Annotated in this window: 12 protein-coding genes and 1 tRNA gene; 6 read left to right on the plus strand and 7 right to left on the minus strand. The window is 56.0% G+C overall.

The window, feature by feature from the left end; all coding sequences use genetic code 11:
- Window positions 1–54: 54 nt before the first annotated feature.
- A tRNA-Arg gene (locus ACR0AU_RS02940) sits at window positions 55–131 on the plus strand.
- Between the two features lie 128 nt (window positions 132–259).
- Here ACR0AU_RS02940 and mepK read toward each other — a convergent pair.
- A complete protein-coding gene (mepK, locus tag ACR0AU_RS02945; protein WP_170393040.1) occupies window positions 260–829 on the minus strand; it encodes a peptidoglycan L,D-endopeptidase MepK in 570 nt (189 codons plus the stop codon).
- Between the two features lie 345 nt (window positions 830–1,174).
- Between mepK and ACR0AU_RS02950 the strand changes: the two genes are divergently transcribed.
- The 4 genes from ACR0AU_RS02950 to ACR0AU_RS02965 are packed head-to-tail and all read left to right on the plus strand — an operon-like array spanning window position 1,175 to window position 5,409.
- A complete protein-coding gene (locus ACR0AU_RS02950) occupies window positions 1,175–2,776 on the plus strand; it encodes a L,D-transpeptidase family protein (RefSeq protein ID WP_480590305.1) in 1,602 nt (533 codons plus the stop codon).
- A gap of 34 nt (window positions 2,777–2,810) precedes the next feature.
- Window positions 2,811–3,902 carry a UDP-3-O-(3-hydroxymyristoyl)glucosamine N-acyltransferase gene (gene lpxD, locus ACR0AU_RS02955; protein WP_170732232.1) on the plus strand — a complete coding sequence of 364 codons (1,092 nt, stop codon included), beginning with the start codon at window positions 2,811–2,813 and terminating at the stop codon, window positions 3,900–3,902.
- Window positions 3,903–3,934: 32 nt separating this feature from the next.
- Window positions 3,935–4,192 (plus strand): acyl carrier protein, encoded by a 258-nt coding sequence (locus ACR0AU_RS02960; RefSeq protein WP_170732231.1) that lies wholly within the window; start codon window positions 3,935–3,937, stop codon window positions 4,190–4,192.
- A gap of 8 nt (window positions 4,193–4,200) precedes the next feature.
- Window positions 4,201–5,409, plus strand: a complete 1,209-nt coding sequence (locus ACR0AU_RS02965; protein ID WP_170732230.1) for a beta-ketoacyl-[acyl-carrier-protein] synthase family protein — start codon at window positions 4,201–4,203, stop codon at window positions 5,407–5,409.
- A 52-nt stretch (window positions 5,410–5,461) separates the two neighbouring features.
- On the opposite strand, the gene ACR0AU_RS02970 is transcribed toward ACR0AU_RS02965, so the two are convergent.
- Window positions 5,462–6,061, minus strand: a complete 600-nt coding sequence (locus ACR0AU_RS02970) for an invasion associated locus B family protein (protein WP_170732229.1) — start codon at window positions 6,059–6,061, stop codon at window positions 5,462–5,464.
- A gap of 440 nt (window positions 6,062–6,501) precedes the next feature.
- Here ACR0AU_RS02970 and ACR0AU_RS02975 point away from each other — a divergent pair, with 440 nt between their 5' ends.
- The gene (locus tag ACR0AU_RS02975; protein WP_170732228.1) at window positions 6,502–8,049 is read left to right on the plus strand and encodes a helicase HerA-like domain-containing protein; all 1,548 of its coding nucleotides are present in this window, start codon (window positions 6,502–6,504) and stop codon (window positions 8,047–8,049) included.
- 45 nt (window positions 8,050–8,094) lie between these two features.
- On the opposite strand, the gene ACR0AU_RS02980 is transcribed toward ACR0AU_RS02975, so the two are convergent.
- From ACR0AU_RS02980 to ACR0AU_RS03000, 5 genes are all read right to left on the minus strand, one after another.
- A complete protein-coding gene (locus ACR0AU_RS02980) occupies window positions 8,095–8,307 on the minus strand; it encodes a hypothetical protein (RefSeq protein WP_480438555.1) in 213 nt (70 codons plus the stop codon).
- Between the two features lie 227 nt (window positions 8,308–8,534).
- Window positions 8,535–9,848 (minus strand): branched-chain amino acid ABC transporter permease, encoded by a 1,314-nt coding sequence (locus ACR0AU_RS02985; RefSeq protein ID WP_170421678.1) that lies wholly within the window; start codon window positions 9,846–9,848, stop codon window positions 8,535–8,537.
- A complete protein-coding gene (locus tag ACR0AU_RS02990) occupies window positions 9,845–10,855 on the minus strand; it encodes a branched-chain amino acid ABC transporter permease (RefSeq protein ID WP_170393049.1) in 1,011 nt (336 codons plus the stop codon). Before ACR0AU_RS02990 ends, ACR0AU_RS02985 begins: the two co-directional genes overlap by 4 nt.
- Window positions 10,856–10,940: 85 nt before the next feature.
- Window positions 10,941–11,771 carry an ABC transporter ATP-binding protein gene (locus ACR0AU_RS02995; protein WP_170393050.1) on the minus strand — a complete coding sequence of 277 codons (831 nt, stop codon included), beginning with the start codon at window positions 11,769–11,771 and terminating at the stop codon, window positions 10,941–10,943.
- Window positions 11,768–12,556: an ABC transporter ATP-binding protein gene (locus ACR0AU_RS03000; RefSeq protein WP_170393051.1), complete on the minus strand. Its 789-nt coding sequence runs from the start codon at window positions 12,554–12,556 to the stop codon at window positions 11,768–11,770. The genes ACR0AU_RS02995 and ACR0AU_RS03000 overlap by 4 nt, the downstream gene beginning before the upstream one ends.
- Window positions 12,557–12,585 lie beyond the last annotated feature (29 nt).

Here is a 12,585-nt window from a genome sequence, read left to right on the forward strand (position 1 = left end):
TACTGCGGATTTGCAGTTGCACCCGGATTGGAACGAGGGTAGCTAACGGCCAAGGCACCTGTAGCTCAGCTGGATAGAGCGCTGCCCTCCGAAGGCAGAGGCCAGAGGTTCGAATCCTCTCAGGTGCGCCATTTCACCCTTGCTAGTCGTCATATTACGCAGAACTGACGGTGCACGAACCTGTTTTTCCAGGCAAAACAAAACCCCCGCCAGAACTATCTGATGGGGGTTGTGCAACAGCGAAAGATGAAATGCTCGATTAGCCGCGCCACGAGCGGATGACACCGCAATCCATGTGAACGAAATTCGAACGATAGTACTGTCCAACGCCACCGGCACGACAGGCCATCGCTGCTTTGCCCATTTGCGAGACCGAGCGTGATGACAGTCGCAGATCAGCAGCCTGACCCTTCATATGAAGCGAATTCTTCGCAACACCCCGCGAGCGGCGGCGCAGCATTGCGTTGGTTTGCGGCGAGCGGTAACCCGACAGCAGCATGTATGGCTCGCTGACATCCAGAAGGTTATGAGTGGCCGCCATGATGTCGATGGTCCTCAGGTCCACTGACTTGACTTGATCGCTGCGCCAGTCGCGCATGAAGTGATTGACCTCTTTCACCGCGTCTTTGATGTATTTGCCATCAACCCAATAGACCATATCGATACGTTCACCGGTACGGCCGGAATACATGCGGATACGGCGAATATCACCTCCGCCGCGAAGGAAACCTGCTGCGTTGGAATATGTGGGGGCTGCAACAACTGCGGTTGCGGCGAATGCGCCCAATAGGGCACGCCGGGTCAGGCCCGAGGTACTGCTCTTGGTCATTTTTTGTTTCGTCCCGTACTGTTCCTGCCTGCACACGATGTTACGCGCGCCGTATTAATTTTTTCCCATCCCAGATGCGGGATTTATGGCACAGTAGGATTCAACAGCCAAGAAATCTTTGGTCGCAGTCAAATCAAGGGGGAAATTTCGGCAGTTTTTTGCGCAACTGATGCAAGTATGCTTGCTTTTGGCGCAGTTCGCGCGTCGGCGATGCAAACGCGCACCAGGGGTCAAAGAAGCGGTCTGGTGATGAATTTGTGAATAGACATCAGGCGCTCGGCAAAACATTATTTTCAGACGCCGGTTATAGGGCGTGACAAGTCATTGAAGAAACAGGGCCATCCTATGTCATTTGTTACCCGTGCTCGTTCAAGTGTTTTTATCGCCGCTTTCCTTGTGGCTTCGGCCTCAGTCGCGCAGGCGGGGACGGATGGCACAGCGTTTCAAATGGCCGTTGCTGAAAGTGTGTCCAACAGCCCGGCAATTGCTGAGTTTTATCGCACAAACGGGTTTGATCCTGTTTGGGTTGGCGATACGCCCGAACATGCTGCACGACGCAAAGCCCTGATCGAAGCGCTTTCGACGACCGATCTGCATGGATTGCCTGGGGCACGTTACGACGTCCAGACTTTGAAGACAAAGATGCAGGACGCGCGTAACACCCGTGATCTGGGCATGCTCGAGGCCGAGCTGACTCGGGTTTTTGTCAAATATGCCAGAGACTTGCACTCTGGTTCTGTAACGCCTTCACAGATTGATCCCGGCCTAGTGCGGGCGGTGGAACGACGCAGCGCCGCAGAGCATCTTGAACTGCTCGTTTCCAGCCAGGGTGATACCTATTTCAGGGATATGATGCCTCAATCGCGCCAGTATCTTGCGCTGTTGAAACAGAAGAAGGCGCTGGAAGCGCTGATGACACAAGGTGGCTGGGGCGAGACCGTTCCTGTCTCCAAGCTTGAGCTTGGGGACACAGGGAGCAATGTCATCAGGCTGCGCAATCGACTTGTCGCGATGGGTTATCTGAAGCCTACTGCCAGCCCAAACTATGATGATGCGCTGTTTGCGGCGGTGCAATCCTTTCAGGCTGCTCATGGTCTTGAGGCGGATGGCGTAGCTGGCAAAGGCACTATTTCCGAGATCAATCGCCCAGTTTCAGACCGCTTGAAAGCTGTTTACGTTGCGCTTGAACGGGAGCGCTGGTTACCCAAAGACCGTGGTGAGCGGCATATTCTGGTGAATCTGGCCGATTTTTCTGCCAAGATCGTCGATGACGGGCAGGTCACGTTTGAGACTCGTGCCGTGATCGGCAAAAACACACATGATCGCCGTAGCCCAGAGTTCTCGGATGAGATGGAGCATATGGTGATCAACCCAAGTTGGTATGTGCCACGCTCGATCATCACGAAGGAATATCTGCCGCAATTACGGGCCAATCCAAATGCTGTCGGCCATATCCAGATCACCGACCGCCGTGGCCGTCAGGTGAATCGTGGAGCGGTTGACTTTACCCAGTTCACTGCGCGTAATTTCCCGTTTTCCATGCGTCAGCCCCCGAGCAAAAGCAACGCACTTGGGCTGGTGAAGTTCATGTTCCCTAATAAGTACAACATCTATCTGCATGATACGCCTCAGAAATCTCTGTTCGCACGCGAGGTTCGGGCATTCTCTCATGGATGCATCCGTTTGGCGCAACCGTTCGAGTTTGCCTATAAGCTGCTGGCCAAGCAGGAAGAGGATCCTAAGGCGTTTTTCCACCGCGTTCTGAACACGGGCAAAGAAACGAAGGTTGAACTGGATAAAAAAATTCCGGTGCATCTGATTTACCGCACGGCCTATATTGGCCCCAAAGGCGAGGTGCAGTATCGCCGCGACGTGTATGACCGGGATCGCAAGATCTGGGAAGCGCTGCAAAAGGCAGGGGTGGTCCTGCCGGACGTTCAAGGGTAATCACGAGGCAAATCCCGCCACGAGGACGCCCGACATGCAGTTTACCGTTCAACAAATCGCCGATTCCCTGGGGGTCGTCGCAGAGGGCCAGACTGGTCTAACCATCTTGCGGGCAGCCGAGCCGGGAGATGCCGGGCCAACCGATCTGGCCATGGCGATGTCGCCAAAATATGCTGAAGCCTTGGAGACCGGTACAGCACGGGCCGCGGTTTTGTGGGATGGCGCGGACTGGAAAGCACTGGGGCTTGAGGCCGCCATTTTTGTGCAACGCCCCCGCATGGCGATGGCAGGGATCACCGCGATGCTGGATCGCGGGCAGGGGATTGCGCCGGGAATTCATCCATCGGCTGTCATTGATGAAACCGCCGAGATCGGGGTTGACGTAACGGTCGGCCCGCTTGCTGTTATCGGTGCGCGCGCGCGCGTCGGCGCGGGTTCGGTTATCGGCCCGCATTGCGTGATCGGTATGGATGCGTCGCTTGGTGAAAACGCTCTGCTGCGCGAAATGGTCAGCATCGGTGCGCGGGCTCAAATCGGTGATCGCTTTATCGCGCAGCCGGGAGCCCGTATCGGCGGGGACGGTTTCAGCTATGTCACACCAGAAGTCTCGGGTGCCGAAAATGCGCGGAAAACTCTGGGTGATCAGGGGGATGCAAAGGCGCAAAGCTGGTTGCGCATCCATTCGCTGGGTGCGGTCGAGATTGGCGACGATGTCGAAGTCGGCTCGAACTGCACTGTCGACAACGGGACCATACGCAATACTGTAATCGGTAGTGGATCGAAACTGGATAATCTTGTCCACGTGGGACACAACACCCGAGTCGGGCAGGATTGTTTGTTATGTGGGCAAACCGGCGTTTCTGGTTCGGTCGAGATTGGTAATAACGTAGTACTGGGTGGTCAGACTGGTGTTGTCGATAATATTTTCATCGGTGATGGCGTGATTGCCGGTGGCGGCACCAAGATTCTGTCAAATGTTCCTGCTGGTCGCGTGATCATGGGCTACCCGGGCATTAAAATGGAAAGCCATACCGAGATATATAAAGCCCAACGTCGTCTGCCCCGATTGTCGCGCGACGTCGAGGCGTTGAAAAAGGCTGTTTTCAAACAGCCTTCAAGTGATTAAATCATCCCCAAGGCGAAAATCAGGGGATCGAGATGAGCATCAGCGACCGCGTCATAGCAATCATTGCCGAACAGGCCGTGCTTGAGCCTTCGGATGTGACGCCCGACAGTACGCTCGAAGAATTGGGCATCGATAGCCTGGGTCTTGTTGAGAGTATCTTTGCCATCGAGGAAGAGTTCGATATCACCGTGCCCTTCAACGCAAACGAGCCCACATCTAGCGATTTCGACATTTCGAATGTGACAGCGATCATTGCGGGTATCGAAAAACTCGTATCGGAAAAGGTCTGACCGCCGGTATGAAACGCGTCGTCATTACGGGTGCTGGCACCATTAATGCGTTGGGCCATTCCGTCCCCGACACTCTGGAAGCCATGCGCGAGGGTCGTTGTGGTATCTCCGAGCTTGAGTTTCGTGATGTGGATCGCCTGTCGATCAAGATCGGCGGTCAAGTCCGGGGTTTTGAGGCCGAGGGCCGTTTCAACCGCCAACAGATGACGCTGTATGATCGGTTCACGCAGTTCACGTTAACCGCCGCCAAAGAAGCGATCGATCAATCCGGCATTGTATTCTCGGGTGACACAGCCGCGCGGTCGGGGGTGGTTCTGGGAACGGCCGGTGGTGGCGTCTCCACCTGGGATGACAACTACCGCTCGGTTTACGAGGATGGCAAAAATCGCGTGCATCCTTTTGTCGTGCCCAAGCTGATGAACAACGCGGCGGCCAGCCACGTTTCAATGGAGCACAACCTCAAAGGCCCTAGCTTTACAGTATCAACAGCGTGTGCGTCCTCGAACCATGCAATGGCGCAGGCATTTCAGATGGTGCGCAGCGGTGCAGCGCCCACCATGGTGACCGGTGGTTCGGAGTCGATGCTGTGCTTTGGGGGCGTCAAGGCATGGGAAGGGCTTCGCGTCATGTCAAAAGATGCCTGTCGGCCCTTTAGCGCAAACCGAAACGGGATGGTGCAAGGCGAAGGTGCGGGTGTTTTTGTGTTCGAAGAATACGAACACGCGCGCGCGCGCGGAGCAGATATCCTGTGCGAGGTCGTGGGATTCGCCATGTCCTCGGACGCGGCCGACATAGTTATGCCCAGCAAACAAGGGGCAGCACGGGCCATGGCCGGGGCGTTATCGGATGCACGGCTGAATGCAAGCGATGTGGGTTACATAAATGCCCATGGGACCGGCACGGCTGCAAATGACAAAACCGAATGTGCAGCCGTTGCTGGTGTGTTTGGTCCGCACGCCGACGATCTGATGATTTCGTCAACAAAGTCCATGCACGGACACCTGATCGGCGGTACCGGCGCAGTTGAGCTGTTAGCCTGTATCATGGCCCTGCGCGACGGGGTGATCGCCCCGACCATTGGCTATGAAGAGCCCGACCCCGAATGCGCGCTGGATGTGGTGCCAAACGAGTCGCGTGAGGCGAAAGTTAATGTCGCCCTTAGCAATGCTTTCGCCTTTGGTGGGCTGAACGCCGTTCTTGCGTTGAAGCGTATATGAAGAAACCGCCGTGTTATCACGGCGGCTTTCTTATTCGATGTTTTTGCGGGGCTTAGTTTATGGAAACATTCAGCCCGTCAAAGCCTGCTGTGAAGCCAGACAAAGACATGTCCATATTCAGAACCTGATCTGGCAGGCGCGCAGGAACCAGCGACAGCACCGCCTTTTGGCCTGATTTCATCGCGTCGATATCACCCTGAGTCAAACCCAGTTGCGCCACGCAGCCAACCGGAATGCAGTGGTGATAATTGTAAAGCTTGCGCGGTGCCCCATCGATCGACATAGCCAATTGCGCCTGCAGCAGGGTTTCGAGCGGTACAACAACATTCGCCCAAGCAACAGCGGCACCGCCTTCGGGCAGTTTTCCGATCGAAACTTCGGCAATCGGATCACCCTGTTGGTTATTCAGGATCTGAACCATCGCGCAGGGATCGTCTTCGCCTTCGGTTTTGATGCAGGAAATATTCCATTCACCCGTTTGTTCTTTGACGTATTGCTCGCCAACACGGGGACCGGATTCACCCAGATCCAGATCGCTGCCAACTTCGGCTTCAGCACCGGCTTCAGGTTGCTGTGCGGTTTCCTGCGCAAATGCTGTTCCGCATAAAAGTGCTGCGGCCGCCACATTAAAAGGGACAAGTTTCCTGATCATGAATGCCTCATCTAACTGATCCAGTTTTTTGTTTCCTCTATCACCGCAATTCAGTGGTGTCAGGGTAAATCCGAATTCCAGACCGGGAATTGATCGTTTTTTGCCGAAATGCGTGGGAAACACCGCGATCTGCAACGAAAAAGGGAGCCGGTGGAGCGGCTCCCTTCCTGAATATTTTCTCCCCGTCGGACTGGCCGACTTAGTTATGCGCAGACGTTACGAAAGGGGAACCCGTTGGTCAACTCCTAACCCTAAAAAACTATTCTTGCGTCTTTCGGTTTTTGTAGAATTTAAAAAAAGCCGTGCCCAAAGGCACGGCCAGTCGACAGGGAGGAAGTTTGCCCCCGCAGCCAAGCCACGAGAAGCAACATTTACTCTCGCAGCGAAAGGTTAACTTTGTATGCTTGCAGCAGATCGGTAGAATTCGGGACAGATTTTCAATGGACAACAAGATCTTCGTAGGCGGTGGTGGCGACGGCTATTCAGTGGCACAGGGGCTGTCGCTGAAATATGCGAACCGCCATGGCCTGATTGCTGGTGCGACCGGTACGGGCAAAACGGTTACGCTGCAAATTCTGGCTGAAGGCTTCTCACAGGCGGGGGTTCCAGTGTTTCTGGCCGATGTGAAAGGTGACTTGTCGGGGCTGGCGCTGCCTGGAAGCGAAACCCACAAATTACACCAGGCTTTTTTGGATCGGGCCGAGAAGATCGGGTTCGGCACATTCTCTTACGCCGCGTGTCCAGTCACGTTCTGGGATCTGTTTGGCGAGCAGGGGCACCCGGTCCGAACCACAGTGACCGAGATGGGCCCACTGCTGCTATCGCGATTGATGGAACTGAGTGAGGCGCAGGAAGGCATTCTGAACATCGCCTTTCGGGTCGCAGACGAAGAAGGCATGCCGCTGCTCGACCTGAAAGACCTGCAGGCATTGCTGGTCTGGATAGGCGAGAATCGCGCCCAACTATCGCTGCGCTATGGCAATGTCTCGACATCTTCGATCGGTGCTATTCAACGCCGCTTGCTGGTTCTGGATAATCAGGGCGGTACCAATCTGTTTGGCGAGCCTGCGTTGGACCTGGCCGACCTGATGCGGACAGATGCGAACGGGCAGGGGATGGTGAACATTCTGGCCTCTGACAAGCTGATGGGCTCTCCGCGCCTATACGCGACTTTCCTGTTGTGGCTGCTTAGCGAATTGTTTGAAGAACTGCCCGAAGTGGGGGACCCTGAAAAACCGAAGCTGGTGTTCTTCTTTGACGAAGCGCACTTGCTGTTCGAGGACGCCCCCAAGGTGCTGGTGGACAAGGTCGAGCAGGTGGCGCGCCTGATCCGATCAAAGGGCGTTGGCGTTTATTTCATCTCGCAGAATCCGGCAGACATCCCGGAAGATATTTTGGGTCAGCTGGGCAACCGGGTCCAACATGCGCTGCGGGCCTTCACAGCGCGCGACCGCAAGAATCTGCGACTTGCTGCTGAGACCTATCGTGAAAACCCAGCTTTCGATACTGAGACCGCAATCCGAGAGGTGGGCGTGGGCGAGGCCGTGACGTCGATGCTGCAAAAGAAGGGTGTACCGGGCGTGGTCGAGCGCACTTTGATCCGGCCACCGGGCTCACAACTTGGTCCGATTACCAAAGCTGAGCGTCAGTCGGTGATCAAAGCTTCGCCGATGGATGCAAAATACGGCAAGCGTATCGACCGCAAATCGGCGTTTGAGATTCTGCAGGCGCGCGCGGATGCCGCTGCGAATGCGGCGGAACAGGCGGAATCCGACGAAGTTCTGGAACAGCAGACCCCGGCAGAACGCGAATACGCCTCGGCCCGAAGGTATTCGGGCAACCGCGTTGGGCGATCGTCATCTCGTCTTTCGCGCAAAAAGGATACCTTCGCCACGGCCATGAGCGAGGCCGTGATCAAAGAGCTGAAAGGAACAACTGGCCGCCGCATCGTCAGGGGCATACTGGGCGGCTTGTTCCGCAATCGCTAGAATCCGGAGTGCGGCGCGCGCCGAACCAGTCGCGCGCCCATATTGTTATCGATTAAGCCGGCGCAGGCCTTCCTGTCTGCAATAATTATCCGCCTCGGGCACCGACATTTTGGTGGCCGGAAAATCGATTGCGCGGTCCCAGGTGACGCGGTCCTGGCGGTAAAGCTGACAGGTCACAACACCTTTGGGCGTCTGGACCTTGACCGGGGTGGTCTCCAATTGTTCAGGTGAGGGAATACACGCTGATAGCGTTGCCATCAGCGGGATCCCGATTGCGAAAACTCTGAGTGGTTTAATCATTGCGACTACGGTGCTCTCATCTTGGTTAACTGTCAGATCGTTACAACTCCGCACCAAACAAACATGGTATGGGGCACAGCGCGATGTGGTGGATCACGATACACCGATTTAGAGCGTTCTGACTCGCCGCACAATAAAACGCACCGATTAACGGTGCGTTAGGGGAATTTCGCAGGAAATTTTGCTTATTTCTCGGGGATCAGCCCTCTTGGACTGAATCTGAGAACAATCAAAAGAATCAGCCCCATGGTGAACAGGCGCATATGTGCGGCGCTATCTATCAGATGCGTCTTAAGTGCGCTGCCGTCAGGCATGCCTGAGGTTATCAGGTTCATCAGCCACAGGCCCATGGGTTCAACCTGAACCCACAGGAACCAGATCAGGAACGCTCCCAGTACGGCTCCGAAATTGTTGCCCGACCCGCCGACGATCACCATGACCCAGACAAGGAAGGTAAAGCGAAGCGGGTTGTAGGTGCCCGGCGTCAGCTGCCCGTCCAAAGTGGTCATCATCGCACCGGCGATGCCGCAGATGGCTGAGCCCAGAACAAAGATCTGTAGATGGCGGCGGGTGACATCCTTGCCCATCGCCTCGGCGGCGACCTCGTTGTCGCGGATGGCGCGCATCATGCGGCCCCAAGGGCTTTTCAACGCCATCTGAGCCATCCACAGCAGCACCAGTAGCACGATCAGGAACAGCAAAGAGTAGCCCAGCTTGACGGAAAGCGTCGAGGCAGTAACCGGATCCAGCCCGAACCACTCGGCCCTTGCAAGGAAAGTTGGGTCTTGCTGCAATTCAACTTCGTAGCCAACCACCGGTGAGGGGCGTGGAATGCCGTAGACGTTCTTGACCCCACGTGCCAGCCAGTCCTCGTTTTTCATGACGGCGATGATGATCTCGGCGATACCAAGTGTGGCAATTGCCAAATAGTCCGAGCGCAGGCCCAGCGCCGTTTTTCCGATCAGCCATGCTGCGCCCGCCGCCAAAAGTCCCCCGGCAGGCCAAGCGAATAGGACAGGAAGGTTCAAACCGCCGATATTACCTGCGACAGCAGGATCAATCGCTTCGATCGCAGCTACGTTGGGATCAAAAATTGCGCGGTAAACAAAAAAACCTACGACCAGAATACCGATGATTGCAAAGGTTTGTGTGCGTCCCTTGGGCATTTTTTGGGCCACCATCACAGCTGCAACCACGGTTGCCGCGCCCATCAAAAGCGACAGGATGACGCCATATCCTCCACCTGACCAGGCGCCGGGGGTTGGGGGTGTCGAGACCAGCACAACCGCCAGCCCGCCCAGCGCGACAAAGCCCATGACACCAACGTTGAAGAGGCCAGCAAAGCCCCATTGCAGATTCACGCCAATCGACATGATGGCCGAGATCAAGCCCATGTTCAGGATCAGGATTGCGGCGTTCCAGCTTTGGGTGAATCCGGTCAACAGGATGAGTGCGCCGACGACCACAAAAAGCAGCGTGTTTTTGACGGGCTCGCTCATATCACTTTTCCTTTGAACAAGCCGGTTGGCTTAAACAGAAGTACGATCAGCAAAATGGCAAAGCTGACAGCGAATTTGTAATCGGTGGACAGGAACTGCACCAAACCTGACGGCTCCAGATTTTCAGGTGCCAGATAGGTGAGCACTTTCTTCCACGCGTAGGTGATCGTCACCTCAGAAAACGCGATGATGAAACCGCCTGCGATGGCTCCCAGAGGGTTTCCGAGGCCACCCACGATAGCCGAGGCAAAGATCGGCAGCAAAAGCTGGAAATAGACAAATGGCTTGAAGCTTTTGTCGAGGCCGTAAAGCACGCCCGCAGTGGTCGCCAGCGCGGCAACGATGATCCATGTGATCATCACCACGCGCTCGGGGTTGATACCGGACAGCAACGCAAGATCCTCATTGTCAGAATAGGCCCGCATTGATTTGCCGGTGCGCGTTTTGTTCAGGAACCAGAACAACAGCGCCACGGCGACAACCGCCACGATCACCGTGATGCCCTGGGAGGTCTTGATAGCCAGCCCCTCACGCAGCCCAGTCATCGCCTTGAAATCTCGCGCCGAGACGATGAAACGCGCTCCGTCCGAGAACCTTTGGTCATCCGGACCGATGATGAAACGAACCAGCCCGTTCATGATGAACATCACACCCATCGAGACGATCACCAGAATGACAGGTTTGGCCTTCTGTTCCCGATAGAAGCGATAGACCAACCGGTCGGTGATCAGCACCAGAACGATACAGCCCAGAATGGCAAAGGGCAGGGCGAGCAGAGCCGTTGGCAACGGCCCGAAACTGACGCCTGCGGCTTGCAGGCCCCAAGTGACCAGCACCGCGATCATCGCGCCAAAGGCCATCGTATCGCCATGGGCAAAGTTCGAAAACCGCAGGATGCCGTAAATCAGCGTCACCCCCAAAGCGCCCAGCGCCAACTGACTGCCATAGGCGATTGCGGGAACAAGAACGAAGTTGGAGAGCGCCACAAGGGCGTTGAGGAAGTCCATTAGTTCGTTACCTCATTTTCCAAGTTCGTACGTCTTTTTGACCTGATTTCAGAGTGATCAAACACGAGAGTAGCTGTCACTGGCGTCATCCCCCCAAGAAACTCTTGCGAACTTCTGGATCGGCCAACAGCTCCTTGCCTGTCCCGGTATAGGCATTGCGACCCTGGACCAGTACATATCCCTTGTCCGCAATCTCCAGCGCCTGACGGGCATTCTGTTCGACCATCAGGATCGGTAACCCGGTGCGCGAGACCTCGATGATCCGGTCGAACAGCTCATCCATCACGATTGGTGAGACACCGGCGGTGGGTTCGTCCAGCATCAACACCTTGGGCTGGGTCATTAGCGCACGGCCCACGGCGACCTGTTGACGTTGACCACCTGACAGCTCTCCGGCGGCCTGATTGCGTTTGTCGCGGAGAATGGGGAAGAGGTCATAGACCTGTTCCATCGTCTGGCTGATGTCGTCGCGCCGGATGAAAGCACCCATCTCTAGGTTCTCTTCCACTGTCATCGACGTAAAAATGTTCGAGGTCTGCGGGACAAAGCCCATGCCGCGTACCACGCGGTCTTGCGGGCTGAGATTGGTGATATCTTCGCCATCCAGCCGCACAGACCCTTGGCGTACGTCCAGCATACCAAACACAGCCTTCATTGCGGTGGATTTGCCCGCGCCGTTGGGGCCGACGATCACCGCGATCTCGCCCTTGTCAACGGCGATGGTGCAGTCATGCAGGATGTCCGGCCCTTTGCCATAGCCACCAGTCATGGTGTCGCCAATCAGGAAAGGACCGCCCTCGACCCGATGCGTTTCACCGCTTTTGCGATGTGCTGGAGTCATGGTGCCGACGCCATGCGTATTGGTGATCGAGGCGTCCTTGTTGCCCTTGTCGTCCTGGTAGGGGTTGTCGCTCATGCGCCCGCCTCCAGCTTGTCTTTGTTCTTAAGGCCGGTGCCTAGGTAGGCTTCGATCACGTGTTCATTGGCCTTGATCTCGTCCAGAGTGCCTTCGGCCAGCACCTTTCCCTCGGCCATACAGATGACCGGGTCGCAAATCTTGCCGATGAAATCCATGTCGTGCTCGATAACGACGAAGGTATAGCCGCGCTCCTTGTTCAGGCGCAGGATCGTGTCGGCGATGGTCATCAGGAGGGTGCGGTTCACACCAGCGCCGACCTCGTCCAAAAACACGATCTTGGCGTCGACCATCATGGTACGGCCAAGTTCCAGCAGCTTCTTCTGACCGCCCGAGACCTGACCGGCCTTGTGATCGGCCAGATGTTCGATTGTCAGGAACTCCAGCACCTCATCGGCTTTCGCCCTAAGTGCGCGTTCTTCATCCGCGATACGCTTACGCCCGAACCATGTGTTCCACAGCGATTCCCCGGATTGTGCGCCGGGCACCATCATCAGGTTTTCACGGCAGCTCATCGACGAAAACTCATGCGCGATCTGGAAGGTGCGCAGCAGGCCTTTATGAAACAGCTCATGCGGGGGCAGGCCAGTGATATCCTCACCGTCCATGTGTACCTTACCGCTAGTCGGTGGAAGTACGCCCGCGATCACGTTGAATAGCGTGGTTTTTCCGGCCCCGTTCGGTCCGATCAGACCGGTGATCGAGCCCTTTTGGATTTCCAGCGATGCCCCGTCCACCGCATGAAACCCGCCGAAATGCTTGTGCACGTCATCGACGACGATCATCTTTTCCCCTAGCCGCCGTTTTCGGCGTT

The organism is Ruegeria sp. CG1, from assembly GCF_056537265.1.

Bases quoted from the DNA above. Each gene is read 5' to 3' on its own strand.
- mepK (WP_170393040.1), bottom strand. From the start codon at position 829: ATGACCAAGAGCAGTACCTCGGGCCTGACCCGGCGTGCCCTATTGGGC.
- ACR0AU_RS02950 (WP_480590305.1), top strand. From the start codon at position 1,175: ATGTCATTTGTTACCCGTGCTCGTTCAAGTGTTTTTATCGCCGCTTTC.
- lpxD (WP_170732232.1), top strand. From the start codon at position 2,811: ATGCAGTTTACCGTTCAACAAATCGCCGATTCCCTGGGGGTCGTCGCA.
- ACR0AU_RS02960 (WP_170732231.1), top strand. From the start codon at position 3,935: ATGAGCATCAGCGACCGCGTCATAGCAATCATTGCCGAACAGGCCGTG.
- ACR0AU_RS02965 (WP_170732230.1), top strand. From the start codon at position 4,201: ATGAAACGCGTCGTCATTACGGGTGCTGGCACCATTAATGCGTTGGGC.
- ACR0AU_RS02970 (WP_170732229.1), bottom strand. From the start codon at position 6,061: ATGATCAGGAAACTTGTCCCTTTTAATGTGGCGGCCGCAGCACTTTTA.
- ACR0AU_RS02975 (WP_170732228.1), top strand. From the start codon at position 6,502: ATGGACAACAAGATCTTCGTAGGCGGTGGTGGCGACGGCTATTCAGTG.
- ACR0AU_RS02980 (WP_480438555.1), bottom strand. From the start codon at position 8,307: ATGGCAACGCTATCAGCGTGTATTCCCTCACCTGAACAATTGGAGACC.
- ACR0AU_RS02985 (WP_170421678.1), bottom strand. From the start codon at position 9,848: ATGAGCGAGCCCGTCAAAAACACGCTGCTTTTTGTGGTCGTCGGCGCA.
- ACR0AU_RS02990 (WP_170393049.1), bottom strand. From the start codon at position 10,855: ATGGACTTCCTCAACGCCCTTGTGGCGCTCTCCAACTTCGTTCTTGTT.
- ACR0AU_RS02995 (WP_170393050.1), bottom strand. From the start codon at position 11,771: ATGAGCGACAACCCCTACCAGGACGACAAGGGCAACAAGGACGCCTCG.
- ACR0AU_RS03000 (WP_170393051.1), bottom strand. From the start codon at position 12,556: ATGATCGTCGTCGATGACGTGCACAAGCATTTCGGCGGGTTTCATGCG.